An 18,035-nucleotide genomic window follows, 5' to 3' on the forward strand; every position below is an offset into this window, starting at 1 on the left:
GGACGGTTACCAGGGCGCCCGCCCGGTCCTAGGATCGCGGTCATGACGGACAATCCACGTGACCCGTCTCCGACCTGGCAGTCGGGGCTGCCGTTGCCGGCGCTGTCGGGCGTCGAGCTCGACGACCTGCTCCACGAGGTCCTCGGCCGGGTCGGCGAGGTGGTGGCCAGCCGGGAGCGGCTGCGGGCCCTCCTGGACGCCGTGGTGGCGATCGGCGCCGACCTCGACCTGCGCTCGACGCTGCAGCGCATCGTGGAGGCGGCCTGCCACCTGGCGGGTGCCCGGTACGGAGCGCTCGGGGTGATCGGCGACGACCGGATGCTGGTGGAGTTCATCACGCAGGGGATCGACGCGCCGACCCACGCCGCGATCGGTGACCTGCCCCGCGGCCACGGCGTCCTGGGTCTGCTCATCGACGAGCCGCGTCCGATCCGGCTCGAGGACATCACGAAGCATCCGCGCGCCTACGGGTTCCCGCCCAACCACCCGCCGATGCACAGCTTCCTCGGCGTCCCCGTGCGCATCCGCGACCAGGTGTTCGGCAACCTCTACCTGGCAGAGAAGGCGGGCGGCGGGCAGTTCGGCAAGGACGACGAGGACATGGTCGTCGCGCTGGCGGTGGCCGCCGGTGCCGCGATCGACAACGCCCGGCTCTTCGAGCAGGCCCGGCGCCGGCAGCGGTGGCTGGAGGCGGCGGCCGAGATCACCGGCGTCCTGCTCGGCGACGTCCGGCGCACCGAGGCCCTGGAGCTGGTGGCGACCCGGGCCCGCGAGGTGGCCGGTGCCGACCTGGCGATGGTCCTGCTGCGCGACGACCACGGCGACCTGGTGGTCGAGGTGGCCAGCGGCTGCGACGACCGCCTCCTCGGCGCACAGGTGACCGTCCCCGGCAGCGAGTTCGCGGCGGTGCTCGACGAGCACCACCTGACGGTGCTCGAGGACCTCGGGCGGGCCGCTGACTGGCCGGTACCCCTGGAGACCTCCACGGCGCTGCTGGTACCGCTGGCCGCCGGCGAGACCTCGTACGGCGCGCTCGTCGTCGCCTACAACACCGGCACCAACACGGTCCTTGCCGACCTCGACGTCACCGTGGTGGAGTCCTTCGGCGGGCAGGCAGCCCTCGCGCTGGAACGGGCCCGGGCCCTCGACGAGCGCGAGATGCTGGCGGTGCTCGGCGACCGGGAACGGATCGCGCGGGACCTGCACGACGTGGTCATCCAGCGGCTGTTCGCGGCCGGCATGTACCTCCAGACCACCGCGCAGTTGGCCGGCAACCCGAAGGTCCGCTCGCGCCTCGACACCGTCGTCGACGACCTGGACACCACGATCCGGGACGTGCGGGGCGCGATCTTCGAGCTGCGCGGGCCGGCACCGGGCGGCGTGCAGTCGGAGCTGCGCCGCATCGTCCACGAGGCGCGGCCCGGGCTCGGGTTCCGGCCGGAGCTGCGGCTGGACGGGCCGGTGGACACCGCCGTGCCGGAGGAAGTCGGTGTCGCGCTGCTGGCGGTGGTCCGCGAGGCGCTGTCGAACGTGGCCAAGCACGCGCAGGCGTCCTCCGTGCGGGTCCACCTCGCCGCCGGCGGGGGACGGGTCGTGCTGACCGTCACCGACGACGGCGTCGGACCGGGGCCGGGTGACTCGACCGGGCACGGTCGCCGCAACATGGTGGCCCGGGCGACCGACCTCGGCGGCACGGCCTCGATCGGGGCCGGCCCGGCCGGCGGCACCGTCGTGACCTGGCAGGTTCCGGTCTAGCCGTTGCGGGCGCGGTAGGCGGCCACGGCAGTGGGCAGCGTCGGGAAGATCAGGTCGGGCCCGACCGCGTCGGTGAGGCCGTACGCGTCGAGCTGGGTGCGCAGGTCCTGCTTGACCCGGGCGAGGGCGAAGACCACGCCGCGACCGGTCAGCTCGGCCCGGACGGCCTCCAGCGCGTCCAACCCGGTGCTGTCGACCTCGACGTTGGCCTCCATGTTGAGCACGAACCAGGCCGCCTGCCCATCGACGGCCGCCAGTGCCCGTTGCCGGAAGTCCTCGGCGTTGGCGAAGAACAGCGGCGAGTCGTACCGGTAGACGACCAGGCCGGCGACCGTCTCGGCGCCCGGATAGTCGTCGATGTCGTGCATCCCGGCCAGCCCCGGTACGAAGCCCTGCACCGCGTCGTGCGGGCGCGCCACCCGGTACAGCATGTCCGCGACCGACAGGCCGACGGCCAGCAGGACCCCGTAGAGGATGTCGACGGCCAGCACCCCGACGAGCGCGGCGACGGCGAGCAGCAGTTCGCTGCGCCGGAAGGCCGCCAGCCGCCGGAACCCGGCCACGTCGACCAGCCGGACCGCGGCATAGACCACGATCGCGCCGAGGGCGGCGGACGGGAACCGCGCCAGCAGCGGGCCGGCGAACAGGAGAACGGCCAGCACCGCGGCGAGCGTCACGAGCGAGTAGGCCTGGGAGCGGGCACCGGCGGCGAGCGCCAGGGCCGTGCGGCTGCCGCTGCTGCTGACCGGGAACCCGCGGAACAGGCCGGCCCCGAGGTTGGCGACCCCGGTGGCGAGTAGCTCCTGGTTGGGGTCGACGCGTTCGCCGGCGCGGGTGGCGAACGCCCGCGCGGTCAGCACCGTGTCGGTGTAGCCGACCACGAGGACGCCCACCGCCGGCAGCAGGAGCGTGGTGACGTCGCTGAGGTCGGGCAGCTCCGGCACGGGCAGCCCGGCCGGCACCGCGCCGCTGGTGGCCAGCCCGTACCGGTCCAGGTCGAACAGCGTGACGGCCGCGGTCGCCAGCAGCACCACCACCAGCGGGGTCGGCACCCGCGGTAGGTAGTGCTGCCCGAGGAACAGCAGACCGAGGGCCACCGCGGCGAACGCGACGGTCGGCAGGTGCGCCTGCCCCAGGTTGCGGACGAACGACACCAGTTCGGCCGGGATGCCGTCGCCGTCGACCGGGACCCCGGTGAGGTTGTCCAGCTGCCCCACGATCATCGTCACGGCGACACCGGCGAGGTAGCCGACCAGGATCGGCCGCGACAGCAGGTCGGCGACGAAGCCCAGCCGGGCCGCGAACGCGACAAGCGACAGGCCGCCCACGACCACGGCGAGCGCCGCCGCGATGCCGGCGTACCGGTCGGGATCGCCGGCGGCCAGGGGTGCGACCGCTGCCGCGGTCATGATGGCCGTGGTGGACTCCGGCCCCACCGAGAGCAGCCGCGACGACCCGAGCACGGCGTATACCGCGAGCGGCACGACGACCGCCCACAGCCCCGCGACCGGCGGCAGCCCGGCCAGCCCCGCGTACGCCATCACCTGCGGAACGAGGTACGCCGCGACGGTCAGGCCGGCGACGGAGTCGGGGCGCAGCCAGCCGCGCTCGTACCGGCGCAGCCGGACCAGCCCGGGCATCAGACGACCGGTGTCCACGCCCGATCTTCCCACCACGGGACCTTGGTCCCTGTCGTTCGGGAGCTCCGGCACAGGCGGCGCGGCGGCGCGGACGCGAAAATTGAGGTGTCACAAGGGAACGGCAGGAGGCCGAGATGAGCACCTCCCACATTCACCGGGCCAACCACCTCGAACACGTCGAGGCACCCGGAAGCATGCTGACCACCACCGCCGCGCGGGCGCTCGCCGTGCTCCGCTACGCCACCGGATTCGTGTTCCTGTGGGCGTTCGTGGACAAGACGTTCGGCCTCGGGTACGCGACCCCGTCGGCGAAGGCGTGGATCAACGGCGGCAGCCCCACGAAGGGCTTCCTGTCCTCGGTCGAGGTCGGACCGCTGCAGGGCTTCTTCCACGACATCGCCGGCACCTGGTACGCCAACTGGCTGTTCATGCTCGGCCTGCTCGGCATCGGTGTCGCGCTGACCGCCGGCATCGGCCTGCGGGTCGCGGCCGTGTCGGGCACCGTGATGATGGCCATGATGTGGCTGGCCGAGTGGCCGATCGCCAAGGGCTCGACCAACCCGGTCATGGACTACCACCTCATCTACGCGATCGTCCTGGTCGTCCTGGCCGCCGCGTACGCCGGTCACACCTGGGGCCTGGGGCGTCGCTGGGCGAAGCTGTCGATCGTCCAGCGCAACCGCTGGCTCATCTGACCACTGTCCGACTCGGTGGCCCGGGATCCGTCCCGGGCCACCGCCGTGGAGGGAGCACCGATGCGCGGCGTCGTCTGGCCCCGGCTGTCCCGCTGGATGTACCGGTCGGGGCATCCGAACCCCCTGGCCCGGTTGATGAACCGGGTCTCGGCGATCCAGTTCGGCGTGGGCTTCCTGGCTCCGCGCGACTGGGTCACCGTCGAGGTCCGCGGGCGGTCCACCGGGCGGGTCGTCTCGTTCCCCGCCGTGGTCGTCCACCACGGCGGGCACGGGTTCCTGGTGTCGATGCTCGGGGAACGGGCGCACTGGGTGCGCAACGTCCGCGCCGATGGCGGCCGGGCCGTCCTGCGCCGCGGCCGCCGTCGACCGGTCCGGCTCGTCGAGGTTCCGGTGGGGGACCGGGCACCGATCCTGCGCCGCTACCTGGCCGTCGCGCCCGGTGCCCGTCCCCACTTTCCGCTCGACCGGAGCGCGCCGGTGGCGGACTTCGAGGACATCGCCGACCGCTACCCGGTGTTCCGCGTCGAGCCGGTCGGCTCCTGACGGGCCGAGGAACGCGGTCACGGCGTCCCCGGACCCGACCGGCCGGCCGACCGCAGGGACGTTGGGCCCGCGGTGGGGGTCCGGGCAGCCCTGCCTCGCACCGCGAGCCGCTGGGACGATGAAGATGGCGGGAGGTGCGCCATGGTCAACGGGCCCGAACGGACGGTCGTCGTCGGAGTCGGTTCGGCCGCCGGGGACGGGTGCGTCGTCGAGGCCGCGGCGCAGGAGGCCGTGGCGCGGGAGGCCCGCCTCGTCGTCGTGCACGTCGTCGCGCCCGGGACGGGCCCGGGGCCGGCCGTGCGGCGCCGTGTCGAGGCCGCGGCGGCCGCCGCCCGCGCCGCGCATCCCGGCCTCGACGTGTCGCTGACCGTGACCGCCGGGGACCCGGTCGAGGAGCTGCTTGCCCACCGCTGCGACCTGCTCGTGACCGGCCACCGGTCGCGCACCCGACGGCGGAACCGGCGCTCCTCCGTGGCCCTCGGTGTGACGGACCGGGCGACCGTCCCGGTTCTGGTGTGGCCGTCGGGTGCCGACCCGGGGTGCCCGGGTGGGGACGGGGTCCTCGTGGCGGTCGACGGGTACGGCGACGACGCGGTCCTCCGGTTCGCGTTCGACGAGGCGGTCGCCCGTCAGATGCCCGTGGTCGCCGAACACGTATGGTCCGCACCCACCGACGGGGCGCGGCGCGGCCCGGTGACGCCGTCCGCCGACGAGGCCCGCGAACTGGTGGGTGCGGCCGTCGGAGCCGGCCGTGCCGGGGTCGCGGTCCGCACGGTCGTGCGGCGCAGCCTGGACGTGGCGATCGCGCTCAACGCGACGGCCCGCTCGGCCGACCTGGCGGTGATCGGGGCACACCGGGGACGGGGCGCGGGCGGGGGCGTTCGGCGGGCCCTGATCCAGCGCGGCGCGTGCCCGGTCGCGGTCGTGCCGGTCACCGGACGATCATCACCGGGCAGTGCGCGCGATGCATGAGCTTGAGGGGGACCGCGCCGATCAGGCCGGCCGAGTCGTCGTGGCCGTGCGCGCCGACGACGACGAGCTGCGCGTGACTGGACAGGTCCAGGAGGACCGGCAGCGGCTGCTCGGCCGTCGCCACGGATTCGATGCCGACCCAGGGGAACTTGTCCTGCCACGGCGCCACCGCCGTCTCCAGCGCGGTGTAGGCGCAGGTGTGCAGCGCACCGGCGTCGGTGCCGCCGTGCCACGACAGCCACGGGTGCTCGGGGCGTCCGTAGGCGAAGACGGCGATGACCCCGCACCCGCGCAGGCGGGCCTCGTCCAGCGCGGAGGCGAGGGCGGCCTCGGAGCCCGCCGAGCCGTCGACACCGACGACGATCGGGCTCTCCTCGCTGGCCTGCCGCCCGCGGACGATCACGACGGGGACCGTCGCGTGGGTGGCGACCTGCTGGCCGGTGGCACCGAGCGTCAGCCGCCCGAAGCCGCCGGTGCCCCGGTTGCCCAGCACGAGCATGCGGCTGCGGGTCGACGCCTCGCGGAGAGCGGCGGCGACGCCACCGCTGACCGAGTGGCCGTAGATACGCACCGACGGTTCCAGCCGCCGCGCGTCGGTCACCATCTGCGTGAGCCGGCTGTCCGGGGACCGCTGCGTGGGCGGGCCGGTCGCGGTGTCGACGAACACCACGTGCAGGTCGGCGTGCCACCGGTACGCCTGCCGGACGGCCCAGTGAAGTGCGTCCCAGCTCGCCGCGGAGCCGTCGACGCCGACGACGATGTCGTTTCTCCTCACTGTCTCCACCTCCCACCGTGCGTGCGTCATCCGGTCGGATCCCCGGGAACCCGCAGCGGCCGGCTGCGCGCGTCCCGGACGGCGAGGTCGGCCATCGCCTCCCGGTAGGCGGCGCGGTCGAGCTCGCCGGCGACGAGCCGCCGGACCAGCAGGCCCTCGACCTCGCAGCGGGCCTGCTCGGCGCTGGACAGGACGAGGGCGGGCGGGTCGTCGGCCGGCTTCGGGCCGAACCGGTCCAGCGGGTTTCCGGCGAGCATCAGGACGACGAACGGGGCCAGCACGAGGATCGCGGCGAGGATGAATGCCATGACGTCCACCGCCTTCCGGACAGGTCGACCACAAGACTCGTCCGCGCCGGTGGCACCCAGTAGGGTCGAACGTCCCGCTACGAGGCGGGCCGGGCGATCAGCACGGGGCAGCGGGAGTGGTGCATCAGGTGCAGGCCCACCGATCCCAGCAGCAGGCCGGTGAACCCGCCGTGCCCGCGCGAGCCGACGACCACGAGCCCGGCCGTGCGGGAGGCTTCCACCAGCAGGTCGGCGGGGTCACCACCGACGACGTGGACCTCCGCGGTCACCGTCGGGTACTTCTCCGACATCGGGACGACGGACTCCGCGAGCTCGACCTGCAACTCCAGCTTCGCCGTCATCGCGTTGAGAAGGTCCGGCGGCGGAGACTCGGCCGGCCACGCGGGCGTGGAGGGCCGGAACGCGCGCAGGACCGTCAACGGGCAGCCCCGTGCCTCGGCCATGTCGAAGGCCGTGGTGAGGACCTCCCCGGCCATCGGTGAACCGTCGAAGCCGACGACGATCCCACCGGCTCCGTTGGTGCGGCCGCGCACGACGACGACCGACGCCGGTGCGTGCAGGGCGACCTGCTGGCAGGTCGATCCGGCCAGAAGGGCGGCGAACGTCGAGTGTCCCCGGTTGCCGACGACCACCAGGTCGCCCGGCTGCGCGGCGGCGACGAGGGCCGCGGCCGCGCCACCGAATTCGGTGGTGAGGTCGGTCTCGATGTCCGGCGCCCACTGGGCGAGGTCGGCGCGGGCGCCCGCGAGGATCTCGGGCGCGTGCCGCTGGGCGGCGAACTGCGCGTGTTCCGGGCTGAACGCCGAGTCGGGCCACCGCGAGTGGACGCCGTGGACGACCCGCAGCTTCCGGCCGCGGCGGGTGGCTTCGTCGGCGGCCCACCGCAGGGCGATCCGGCTCTCCGGTGAGGCGTCGATTCCGACAATGATCTCCGCGGGTCTCATGACTCCTCCTCGGCGGATCGCACGGTTCTTCCACCCTGAGCATCGCCGCCCTGACCAGCGCCCGGCAGGGGCGTTGCGCCCCCGCCGGAGGGCCGATCGACCCCTCGCCGCGGCGGCCGGGCCGGCGGGCACAAGGTCACGGGGATGGTGACCGTTGGACCCTGCCCCCGGCGGCGCGAGCGGTGCAGCGTGGACGCGTCGGACCCAGCGAGGGGGTGTGCGGCTATGTCCACAGTGGACGTGCTGACGGCACAGGGAGCCGTCGTACGGATCCGGCCGGTCACGCCGGCCGATACGGACCCGTTGCTGGCACTGCACGAACGCGCCAGTGACCGCAGCCGCTACCTGCGGTTCTTCAGCGGTGCGCCGTCCCTCCCGGGCGAGGTCGAGCGGCTGGTCCGGGCCGCCGACGGCAAACACCTGGCCCTGCTGGCCGAGGACGGCGGACGGGCGATCGGGGTCGCCTCGTACGAGGTGACCGACGCCGACCACGCCGAGTTCGCCGTGCTGGTCGACGACGCCCGGCAGGGCGAGGGCGTCGGCACGTTGCTGCTGGAGCAGCTGGCGGCCGAGGCCCGCCGGCACGGGATCACCGAGCTCGTCGGTGAGGTGCTGCCGACGAACTCGATGATGCTGCGGGTCAGCCGGGACCTGGCTCCCGACACACCCCGCACGATGGATCACGAGTACGGGGTGGCGCGCGTGACGGTACCGACGACGCCCGACGCCGCCGCGCTGGCCGCCGTGTGCGCGCGTGACCGCACCGCGGCCCACCATTCCCTGCGACCGCTCCTGGCGCCGCGGTCCGTCGCCGTCGTCGGCGCCGGCCGGCAGCCGGGCGGGATCGGGCACGAGGTGCTGCGGGCACTGCTGGCCGGCGGGTTCACGGGCCCGGTGTACCCGGTCAACCCGCGCGCGGAGCGCATCGCGGGTCTGCCGGCGTACCCGTCCGTCGCGGCCGTTGCGGATCCGGTCGACCTGGCGGTGATCGCCGTGCCGGCCGGCCAGGTCCGCGACGTCGTCGCCGAGTGCGCCGCCAGCGGCGTCGGCGGTGCGGTCATCCTGACCGCGGGCCTCGCGGAGACCGGTGGGGAGGGCGCGGCGGCCCAGGCCGAGATCGTCCGGCTGGCCCGGGCGCACGGGCTGCGGCTGGTCGGGCCCAACTGCCTCGGGGTGGTCAACACCGACCCGGCCGTGCGGCTGAGCGCCACGTTCGCGCCGTCGCTACCGCCGGCCGGTGGGCTGGCGATCGCGTCGCAGTCCGGGGCGGTCGGGGTGGCGATCCTCGAGTCGGCCGCACGGACCGGAACCGGGGTGTCGAGCTTCGTGTCGTTGGGGAACAAGGCCGACATCAGCGGCAACGACCTGCTGGCCTACTGGTACGACGACCCGGCGACGAAGGCGGTCGCGCTGTACCTGGAGTCGTTCGGCAACCCGCGCCGGTTCGCCTGGACGGCCCGCGCCCTCGCCCGTCGCAAGCCGGTGCTCGCGGTCAAGAGCGGCCGCTCCAGCGGCGGCCGCCGGGCCGGGCTGTCACACACGGCGGCCGCCGCCGCGCCGGACGTGGCGGTGGACACGCTGTTCGCGCAGGCCGGCGTGATCCGCACCGACACCCTCGGCGAGCTCCTCGACGCCGCCCGGATGCTGACCGACCAGCCGCTGCCCGGCGGGAACCGGCTCGCGGTGATCGGCAACGCCGGCGGTCTCAACATCCTGGCCGCCGACGCGGCCGAGGCCGCCGGCCTGACCGTGCCGGAGCTGTCCGCCGGGGTGCGGCAACGGCTCCACGCCGCCGCACCGACGGCGGCCGGCACCGGCAACCCGGTCGACCTCGGCGCCGAGGCGACCCCGGCCGCGCTCGCCACGTCGATCGCGGCGCTCGCGGCCAGCGGTGAGGTGGACGCCGTGGTCGCGTCGTTCGTCGCCACGCGCAGCAACGACATCACCGGTGCCCTGGCCGCCCTGGCCGCGGCGATCGACGACGCGGCCGAGCTGCCCGTCGCGGTCGCCGTCGTGGGCGCCAGCCAGCCCCCGACGGTGATCGGGTCCCGCCGGGCGCCGGTGTTCCCGCTGCCGGAGGAGGCCGTCCGGGCGCTCGGTCACGCGGCGCGGTACGCGGCCTGGCGCCGCGAGCCGCTGGGCCACCGACCGCAACTGTCCGATGTGGACGCCCACCGCGCCCGCTCGATCGTCGACGCCGCCCTCGCCGCCGGTGGTGGCTGGCAGGACGCCGAGACCGCCCGCGACCTGCTCGGCTGCTACGGCATCCCGGTGGTGCGGACCACCATGGCGCGCAGCGCCGACGAGGCGGTCGCGGCGGCCGCGGCGACCGGCTACCCGGTCGTGGTCAAGGCGGCCGCTCCCGACCTCGTGCACAAGAGCGACCTCGGCGCGGTGTGGCTCAACCTGCCCGACGCCGCGGCGGTGCGCGACGCGTACACGGCGGTCGGCCTGGCGCTGCGGCAGCCGGCTCCCGACGTCGTGGTCCAGACGATGGCCGACGCGGGTGCCGAACTCGTCGCCGGCGTCGTCCATGACCGGCTGTTCGGCTCGCTGGTCATGCTCGGCCTCGGCGGGGTACACACCGACCTGCTCGGCGACCGCGCGTTCCGGCTGCTGCCGGTCACCGACGCCGACGCCGCGGCGATGTGGCGGTCACTGCGCGGCGCCCCGTTGCTCACCGGCTACCGGGGCGTCGCACCGGCCGACACCGCCGCCCTGGAGGACCTGCTGCTGCGTGTGGGCCGGCTCGCCGAGGACCTGCCCGAGGTCGCCGAGCTCGACCTGAACCCGGTGCTCGCCAGCGCCCGCGGCGTGCTGGCGGTCGACGTCAAGCTGCGGCTGTCTCCCGCCGACGGCGAACCGGACACCTACGTCCGGGCGCTGTCACCGGCGTCGGCCGGAACCACCCCGTGAACGCGGCGGGACGGACGCCGGGGGAGCGGCGCCCGTCCCGGTTCCGGATGTCAGGTGACGGGAATCTCGCGCACGTCCGGAGCGTCCGGGGTCAGCGGCACGGTCACCTCGAGGATGCCCTTGTCGTAGCTGGCCCTGATCGCCGCGGTGTCGGCGTTCTCGGGCAGCCGCACCGTGCGGCGCATCGCGCCGTAACGGAACTCCGACCGGCCGGCCGTCTTCTCCTCCTCCTTGCGCTCGGCCCGGATCGTCAGCATGTTGTTGGCGACGGTGATGTGGACGTCCTTCGCCGGGTCCATCCCGGGGATCTCGGCCCGCACCGAGTACTGCTCGTCGGTGAGGGTGTCCTCCACCCGGATCAGGTGGGACCTGGGCGTCAGCTCCATGTCGAAGAACTCGCCGAAGTCGCCGAAGAGCCGGGGCAGCAACGCGGTCATGGTGTACACCTCCTTCCTGCCTACACCTCCATCCGACGCCGGTGCCGCGGGGGCCGACAGGGTCGGACGACCCCCCGCCGACGGGACCATCGCCCGACGCGGTCTTGCCACCCGCGGCTCCCGCGGCGGACGCTGGGGACCGTCGCGGCCCGAGGGAGGTGACGCCGTGCTGCAGATCGCCGGGTTCCTCGGCGGTCAGGCCCCGTTCGACGCGCTCGCCGACGGGGACCTCGACCGGTTGGTGAGCCGCGTGGACGTGGAGTACTTCGCCGCGGGCGCGACGGTCGTCGCCGAGGACGTCGAGCGGCTGGAGCACCTGTGGGTGGTGCGCACCGGCGCGCTGGAGGTGCTCGACCGCGGCCGGGTCGTCGACCTGCTCGGGCCGGGCGACATGTTCGGCCACCTGTGGCTGCTGGCCGGCCTGCCACCGCGGCTGCTGGTGCGGGCGCACGAGGAGAGCCTGCTGCTGCGGGTCCCCGATCCCCGTGGCTACCTGGAGCGGCCCGACCTGCTGCGGTTCGCGGCCGTTCCGGCGCACGCCGGTGGCGCCCGGTTCACCGGGTCCGACGTCGTCGTCACCGACCGGCGCCTGGACCAGGTGATGCGACCGGTCGTCTGGGCCGCGGCCGACGAGCCGGTCCGCGTGGTGGCCGACCGGATCGGCGCGGCGGGACAGTCGTGCGCGCTGGTGCGGGTCACGGGCGGGACCGGCATCGTCACCGACAACGACTTCCGGCGTCACGTCGCCACTGGACGGGTCGACGCCGACGCGCCGGTCGTGGGACTCGCCACCGTGCCCGCGCTCACCGTCGACGTGGCGGCCTCCCGCGCGGCGGCGCTGCTGTGCATGGTCGAGCACGGCGTGCACCACCTCGTGGTCACCGACGCCGGCGTTCCGGTCGGGATCGTGCGGGTGGTCGACCTCGCCCGGGCCGAGCTGCGCGACCCGATCCTGGTGCGCGCGGCGGTGGCGAACGCGACGTCGGTCGACGAGCTCGCCGACGCCGCCCGGCTGCTGCCCACGACGATCGGCGAGCTGTCCGACGACGGCGTGCCGGCGACGCGGATCGGCGCGGTGCACGCCGCCGTCGTCGACGCGGTCGTACGGCGGGTGCTGGAGCTGCGCCACGACCCCGTGCTCGACGGCGTGCGCCTGTCCTGGGTGCTGCTCGGCTCGCTCGCCCGCCGCGAACCGCTGCCACTGTCCGATGTGGACACCGCGCTGGTCTGGGACGACACCCCCGACGATGCGGCCGCCGCGATCCGGTCGGCCGCCCGCGAGGTGCTGCGTGACGTCCAGCGGTGCGGGCTGGCCCTGTGCACCAACGGCGCCAACGCCCACAACCCGTTGTTCAGCCGGTCCCGGTCGGGCTGGGTCGAGGCGGCCCGGCGGTGGCAGGACGACCCGACCGCCGAGAACGCGCTGCTGCTCTCGGCGATGGTCGCCGACAGCCGGCCGCTGACCGAACCGGCCCTGGGCCACGCGTTGACCGACCGGATCGGCTCGCACACCCGCACCACGCAGTTCCTGCGGGCGATGCTCAGCGAGGCGCTGGCGTGGCGGCCGCCGATCGGGTTCGTGCGTGACTTCGTCGTGCAGCACACCGGTGAACACCGGGGCCAGCTGGACCTGAAGGCGGGCGGTCTGATGCCGGTGGTGGGGCTGGCCCGGTGGATCGCCGTCGTCAGCGGCGACGCGAGCGGCACGACCCCCGACCGCATCCGGCGCGGGGTCGAGGTCGGCCTGCTGAGCGCCAACGAGGCGGACATGCTGGTGGGCGGCTTCGTCGACGCCTACTCGTTGCTGCTGGCCCACGAGGTGGCCGCCGTCCGGGCGGGCAGCCCGGTGTCGACGTTCATCGCGCCGGGCGACCTCGGTCCGCTCACCCGCCGGCACCTGCGCGAGTCGTTCCGGGCGATCGCGCTGATCCAGGGCCGGGTCGACCGGGACTGGATGATGCGGGTCCGATGAGGAGGCGGCTACCGGGGCCCGATCCCCGCACGCCGTGGCGGGCGGCCGAGTTCTGCGTCCTCGACCTGGAGACGACCGGGCTCGACCTGTCCCGCGACGACATCGTGTCCTACGGCGCCGCCCTCGTGGTCGGTGGCCGGATCCCGTGCGGGCGCGTGGTCTACCGCGAGGTGCGGCCCGTCCGTCCGGTCTCGGTGGAGTCGGTGACCGTCCATGGCCTGCGCGCCACCGACCTCGCCGGCGCGCCGGCCCTCGACGACGTCGTCCATGAGGTCGTCGACCTGTTGTCGGGTCGCGTCCTGGTCGCGCACGCGGCGTGGGTGGAGCGGGCGTTCCTCGACCGGGCGCTGCGCGCGCACGGACACCGCACCGCCCGCGCGGTGGTCGACACGGCGGCGCTGCTGCGGGCCCTGCGCCTCGCCGGGTCCGGCACCGGAGCCGAGCCGAACCTGGAGGCGGCCGCCCGGCGGCTGGGCCTGCCCGTGCACACCCCGCACCACGCCCTGGGCGACGCGTTCACCACCGCCCAGCTGTTCCTCGCGCTCGCCACCCGGCTGGAACGCGGGCGGACGCTGACGGTGCGCGACCTGTGCCGGATCTCCGCCCACCACGCGCGGTGACGCCCGGAGAACGGGTTCGTCCGGGACGAGCCATGGACGGGTGTCTGTCCCTAGGATGACGGGGACTTCGAGGAGGCGTCGATGCGTGCTGTGGTGGTCGCCGCGTTGGGTGGGCCGGAGGGTCTTCAGGTCGTCGAGCAGCCGGATCCGGCCCCCGACACGGGCCAGGTGCTGGTCCGGGTGCGCGGAGCCTGCGTCAACCCGGCCGACATCGGCGCGCGGATCGGGCAGATCCCGGGCGGGCCGGTGCCGCCGCCGTTCCTGCTGGGATGGGACATCGCGGGCGAGGTCGTCGGGGTCGGCGCCGGGGTCACGGAGTTCGACGTGGGCGACCGGGTCGTCGGGATGATCCCGTGGTTCATCACCCGTGGCGCCGTCGGTGGGTACGTGGAGCTGGTCGCGGCGGACGCCGAGTGGCTGGTCCCGGTGCCGGACGGCCTCGACCCGGTCGCCGCCGCGACCATTCCGCTCAACGCGCTCACCGCCCACCAGGCCCTGGAGATGATGGCGCTGTCCGAACCGTCCACCATCCTGGTGACCGGCGTGAGCGGCGCCGTGGGCGGCTTCGCCGCCCGGATGGCGGCGCGCGCGGGACACCGGGTGCTGGCCCAGGCCAGCGACGGCGACGAGGACTGGGTCGCCGGCCTCGGCGTCGACACCGTGATCCCGCGGTCGGCCGATCTGGCGGCGGCCGGGCCGGCGCCGTACGTGCTCGACGCGGTGCCCCTGGGAGCGCCGGCCGGCGCCGCGGTCGCCGACGGCGGCGTGCTCATCACCACCCGCCCGACGCCGCCGGTCGACCCCGCGCGCGGCGTGCGCCAGGAGATCGTGATGGTGCACCTGGACCGGGAGCTGCTGCGCACCCTGGTCGGGGACGTGGCCGCCGGCCGGCTGCCCGCCCGGGTGGCCGCAACGGTGCCGTTGGTGGAGGCGGCCGACGCGCACCGCCGCGTCGAGGCGGGTGGCCTACGCGGCAAGCTGGTCCTCGTCCCGTAGCGCGCGCCGTTTGAGGACGAAGGTCACGAGACCGGGCACCGCGGCCACCACGGCGCACAGCGCCACGTCGGCCGGCGACAGCCACGCGGTGCCGAGCAGGCTCCGCAACGGTCCGACCCAGACGCCGGCGAGCTGCAGGACCAGCGACGACCCGACCGCGAGGTCGAGCGCCCGGTTGCGGGGCCCGTCGCCGCGGATGGCGAGGGCGACCCCGAGCTGCGCCAGCCCGAGGACGGTGAACAGCACCGACTGCCACGGCCGGCCGTTCGCGTCGGCGACGACCGCGGCGGCCAGCGCCACGGCCGTGATCAGGCCACCGGTGACGAGCACGCGCCGGGCCAGACCGTCGCCGAGGATCGCCTCGTCGGGTGTCCTCGGTGGACGGTCCATCGTGGACGGGTCGGCGGGCTCGGCGCCCAGGGCCACGCCGGGCAGGCCGTGGGTGAGCATGTTGATCCACAGGATCTGGGCGGGGAGCAGCGGGACGGCGAGGCCGAGGAACGGACCGACGAGCATCACCGCCACCTCGGCGAGCCCGCCGGACAGGGCGTAGGCGAGGAACCGGCGGATGTTGGTGTAGATCCGCCGGCCCTCCTCGACCGCCGCGGCGACGGTCGCGAGGTTGTCGTCGGCGAGCACCAGGTCGGCGGCCTGCCGGGCCGCCTCCGTGCCGCTCCGGCCCATGGCGACGCCGATGTCGGCGGCGCGCAGTGCCGGTGCGTCGTTGACGCCGTCACCGGTCATCGCCACCACCTCGCCGTCGCGCTGCAGGGCGCGCATGATGGTGAGCTTCTGCTCGGGCCGGGTGCGGGCGAAGACGTGCGCGGCGGGCAGCGGGCCGTCGGGGAGCCGGTCGCCGGTGATGACGCGTCGGGCGGGAAGCCCGACCCGGTCGGCGATCGCGGCCGCGGTGGCGGGGTGGTCGCCGGTGACGAGCAGCAGCCGGATGCCGGCGCGGGTGATCGTCGACACGGCCCGACCGGCCTCGGCGCGCATCGGGTCGATGAGGGCGACCAGCCCCAGCAGGTCGAGGTCGCGTTCGGGTTCGTCGGGGATCCGGTCGGTGCGGCGGCCCGCGACGGCCAGGACCCGGTAGCCGTCCGCACCCAGGCGGCGGGCCGTCGCGAGCATGTCCGGCCGGATGTCGGTGAGCATCCGTTCCGGAGCGCCCTTGCTGGCGACGAGGTAGCCGCCGTCGGGGAGGGCGTGCACGGTCGTCATGCGTAGCCGGGCCTCGTCGAACGGGATCTCCGCGACGCGCGGGTGGGTGTCCCGTGTGGACGGTGGGACGCCGCAGCGGGCCGCGGCGACGATCAGGGCGGCCTCCATGGGGTCACCGACCGCGGTCCACCGGCCGTCGTCGCCGCGCGGAGCGGCCAGGTCGGCGTCGGTGCACAGCAGCATCGCGAGGGCCAGCCCGGCGACCTCCGGGCGGTCGACGACCGGTCCGGGCTCGTAGCCGGTTCCGGTGAGGGTCCGCGTGGTCCCGTCGGGGAGCACGACCCGCTCGACGGACATGACGCCCTCGGTCAGCGTGCCGGTCTTGTCCGTCGCGATGACGGTCACCGATCCGAGCGTCTCCACCGCCGGCAGCCGGCGCACGATGGCCTGGCGCCGGGCCATCCGGTGGGCGCCGAGGGCCAGCGCCACCGTGACGACCGCCGGCAGCGACTCGGGCACCGCCGCGACCGTGAGGCTCACCGCGGCGAGAACCATGTCGGCCAGCGGCAGCCCTCGCAGGAGCCCGCTGACGAGCACGAGGAGGGACAGCGCGACGGTCGCGACGGCGAGGCCCCGGCCGAGTCCGGCGAGCCTGCGCTGCAGGGGCGTGCTGCGCCGCGGGGTCGCGGCGACCAGGGCCGCGATCCGGCCGAGCGCGCTGTCGGCGCCGGTGCGCACGACCACGGCCACCCCGCGACCGGTCGCCACGACGGTTCCGGCGGCCAGCTCGTCCGCGGTGGACCGGGAAACGGGGACCGACTCGCCGGTCAACGCCGACTCGTCCACGGTCAGCCGGACCGCCTCGGTCAGCGTCGCGTCGGCGGGCACGACGTCGCCGGCCTGCACCCGGATCAGGTCGTCGGGCACCAGGTCGGCGGCCGGGAGCACGACCTCGGCGCCGTCCCGCACGACCCGCGCCGACGGCGCCGCCAGCCGGCGCAGGGCCGCGACTGCCCGGTCGGCCCGGACCTCCTGCACGACCCCGACGGTCGTGTTCAGCACGATGACGAGCCCGATCACGATCAGGTCGGCCACGTCGCGCAGGGCGGCGGTCACGGCCATCGCCGCCAGCAGCACCAGGATCAGCGGGTCCCGCAGCTGGCCGCCGACGCGGGCGGCCAGCCGGGGCGGTGCCGGCTCGGGCAGGACGTTGGGTCCGCTCCGGGCCCGACGTTCGGCGACGTCGGTGGTGGACAACCCACCCCGGCTGACGGGCGAGGTCGCGATCATCGGTCCTCCGTTGGTGCTCACGGGTCGCCGGGCAGTCCGATCACCTCGGTGCCGGTGCGACGGGCGCTGGCCGGCGGCGGCTCGGGGTCGCCGGGCAGGCCGATCCGCAGTGCGATGGCCGGATGCCCGGCCCAGCCCAGGAGCCGGCGCAGGGCGGCCTGGGCCTGCGGCACCTCGACCACCTCGCTGATCGGGGAGGCGACGAGGCCGCGGGCGGTCAGCGTCAGCCACACGTCCGACAGCGCGGTGCCGGCGGCCAGCCAGTTGCCCCTGTCCTGTCCCGAGGTGACGAGGACCGCGTAGACCGTGCCGCGGTCGGTCCCGTGACCGGGTTCGAGGCCCGGCCGGCGCCGCAGGGCGAAGTCGCGCGGCGGCACCTGGTAGCTTCCGGGGGCGGCGACGTCGGCCAGCGACACCCCGTCGCCGCTGGTCCGGGTGCGGTCGCTCCATTCGGCGACGTCGCGGGTGTAGGCGGGCACCTCGCGCTCGGCCACGTTGGCCAGCGTCACGATGTCGGCGAACTGCGGCACCTGGTCGGCGGGCAGCAGGTGCAGGCGTACGCCGTGCCGGCGGGCGGCGGCCACGAGCTCGTCCAGGTCCTCCCCGGCGGGCGGTTCGTCGGCGAACGGGCGCCGGTCGGTGCGGCGCCGGTGGAGGGCGTCGTAGGCGGTCCGGTCCGGCGTGGTCGCGGCACCGAGCGACAACCGGGCCACGACGTCGGCCCCGCCGTCGGTCGGCAGAAGGGCGACCTCGGCCGCGTAGCCGGCCGCGGCCAGCGCGACGGTCGCGTGGTGCAGGGCGACGCCGCAGCTGATGAGCATGAGGTGTCCGGTCGGGTCGACGCCCGGCAGGCGGCGGGACGGGTCGAGGAGCAGCTCCACGTCGCGGCCGCGGGGGCGCCACCGCCACGGCTGGGAGTTGAGGATGGAGGGGGCCCGCAGGGCGGCCAACGTGGCCTCCAGCAGCTGGTCGATCTCGGCTCGGGTGGTTGCGCTGTGGTGTGTCATCGTC

Annotated in this window: 15 protein-coding genes; 8 read left to right on the plus strand and 7 right to left on the minus strand. The window is 75.1% G+C overall.

Translation table 11 applies throughout. The annotated features are described in order from the left end of the window. The first annotated feature begins 42 nt into the window (after positions 1–42). Positions 43–1,755, plus strand: coding sequence for a GAF domain-containing sensor histidine kinase (locus Voc01_RS32140; RefSeq protein WP_203931362.1), 1,713 nt, complete (start codon positions 43–45; stop codon positions 1,753–1,755). Here Voc01_RS32140 and Voc01_RS32145 read toward each other — a convergent pair. Continuing rightward, entirely contained in the window at positions 1,752–3,413 is a 1,662-nt protein-coding gene (locus tag Voc01_RS32145) for a SulP family inorganic anion transporter (RefSeq protein WP_203931363.1), read from the minus strand. The genes Voc01_RS32140 and Voc01_RS32145 overlap by 4 nt on opposite strands. Before the next feature lie 116 nt (positions 3,414–3,529). Between Voc01_RS32145 and Voc01_RS32150 the strand changes: the two genes are divergently transcribed. The 3 genes from Voc01_RS32150 to Voc01_RS32160 all read left to right on the plus strand — a co-directional run bounded on the left by Voc01_RS32150 (position 3,530) and on the right by Voc01_RS32160 (position 5,605). Further along, complete coding sequence (locus tag Voc01_RS32150) at positions 3,530–4,090, plus strand: DoxX family protein (RefSeq protein ID WP_203931364.1); 561 nt, start codon at positions 3,530–3,532, stop codon at positions 4,088–4,090. A 60-nt stretch (positions 4,091–4,150) separates the two neighbouring features. Then, a complete protein-coding gene (locus tag Voc01_RS32155) occupies positions 4,151–4,633 on the plus strand; it encodes a nitroreductase/quinone reductase family protein (RefSeq protein WP_239160618.1) in 483 nt (160 codons plus the stop codon). A gap of 141 nt (positions 4,634–4,774) precedes the next feature. Then, positions 4,775–5,605, plus strand: coding sequence for a universal stress protein (locus tag Voc01_RS32160; RefSeq protein WP_203931365.1), 831 nt, complete (start codon positions 4,775–4,777; stop codon positions 5,603–5,605). Here the strand turns inward: Voc01_RS32160 and Voc01_RS32165 are convergent. From Voc01_RS32165 to Voc01_RS32175, 3 genes are all read right to left on the minus strand, one after another. Continuing rightward, positions 5,565–6,380, minus strand: a complete 816-nt coding sequence (locus Voc01_RS32165; protein ID WP_203931366.1) for a universal stress protein — start codon at positions 6,378–6,380, stop codon at positions 5,565–5,567. The two genes, Voc01_RS32160 and Voc01_RS32165, sit on opposite strands and share 41 nt — an antisense overlap. 26 nt (positions 6,381–6,406) lie before the next feature. Further along, complete coding sequence (locus tag Voc01_RS32170; RefSeq protein WP_203931367.1) at positions 6,407–6,688, minus strand: hypothetical protein; 282 nt, start codon at positions 6,686–6,688, stop codon at positions 6,407–6,409. A 77-nt stretch (positions 6,689–6,765) separates the two neighbouring features. Further along, positions 6,766–7,632, minus strand: coding sequence for a universal stress protein (locus tag Voc01_RS32175; RefSeq protein WP_203931368.1), 867 nt, complete (start codon positions 7,630–7,632; stop codon positions 6,766–6,768). A gap of 225 nt (positions 7,633–7,857) precedes the next feature. Here Voc01_RS32175 and Voc01_RS32180 point away from each other — a divergent pair, with 225 nt between their 5' ends. Continuing rightward, positions 7,858–10,548 carry a bifunctional acetate--CoA ligase family protein/GNAT family N-acetyltransferase gene (locus tag Voc01_RS32180; RefSeq protein WP_203931369.1) on the plus strand — a complete coding sequence of 897 codons (2,691 nt, stop codon included), beginning with the start codon at positions 7,858–7,860 and terminating at the stop codon, positions 10,546–10,548. Between the two features lie 50 nt (positions 10,549–10,598). Here Voc01_RS32180 and Voc01_RS32185 read toward each other — a convergent pair whose 3' ends face one another. Next, a complete protein-coding gene (locus Voc01_RS32185; protein WP_203931370.1) occupies positions 10,599–10,985 on the minus strand; it encodes an Hsp20/alpha crystallin family protein in 387 nt (128 codons plus the stop codon). Between the two features lie 166 nt (positions 10,986–11,151). On the opposite strand from Voc01_RS32185, the gene Voc01_RS32190 reads away from it, so the two are divergent. The 3 genes from Voc01_RS32190 (at position 11,152) to Voc01_RS32200 (ending at position 14,573) form a co-directional block, all read left to right on the plus strand. Beyond that, positions 11,152–12,957 carry a putative nucleotidyltransferase substrate binding domain-containing protein gene (locus tag Voc01_RS32190; protein ID WP_203931371.1) on the plus strand — a complete coding sequence of 602 codons (1,806 nt, stop codon included), beginning with the start codon at positions 11,152–11,154 and terminating at the stop codon, positions 12,955–12,957. Further along, positions 12,954–13,577, plus strand: coding sequence for an exonuclease domain-containing protein (locus Voc01_RS32195; RefSeq protein WP_203931372.1), 624 nt, complete (start codon positions 12,954–12,956; stop codon positions 13,575–13,577). The genes Voc01_RS32190 and Voc01_RS32195 overlap by 4 nt, the downstream gene beginning before the upstream one ends. Before the next feature lie 81 nt (positions 13,578–13,658). Beyond that, positions 13,659–14,573 carry an NADP-dependent oxidoreductase gene (locus Voc01_RS32200; RefSeq protein ID WP_203931373.1) on the plus strand — a complete coding sequence of 305 codons (915 nt, stop codon included), beginning with the start codon at positions 13,659–13,661 and terminating at the stop codon, positions 14,571–14,573. Here the strand turns inward: Voc01_RS32200 and Voc01_RS32205 are convergent. Together Voc01_RS32205 and Voc01_RS32210 are read right to left on the minus strand one after the other, a co-directional pair. Beyond that, positions 14,544–17,024 carry a cation-translocating P-type ATPase gene (locus tag Voc01_RS32205; RefSeq protein ID WP_203931374.1) on the minus strand — a complete coding sequence of 827 codons (2,481 nt, stop codon included), beginning with the start codon at positions 17,022–17,024 and terminating at the stop codon, positions 14,544–14,546. The two genes, Voc01_RS32200 and Voc01_RS32205, sit on opposite strands and share 30 nt — an antisense overlap. A gap of 17 nt (positions 17,025–17,041) precedes the next feature. Then, a complete protein-coding gene (locus Voc01_RS32210) occupies positions 17,042–18,031 on the minus strand; it encodes an Acg family FMN-binding oxidoreductase (protein ID WP_203931375.1) in 990 nt (329 codons plus the stop codon). Positions 18,032–18,035 lie beyond the last annotated feature (4 nt).

The sequence above is a fragment of the Virgisporangium ochraceum genome, assembly GCF_016863655.1.
GTDB lineage: Bacteria > Actinomycetota > Actinomycetes > Mycobacteriales > Micromonosporaceae > Virgisporangium > Virgisporangium ochraceum.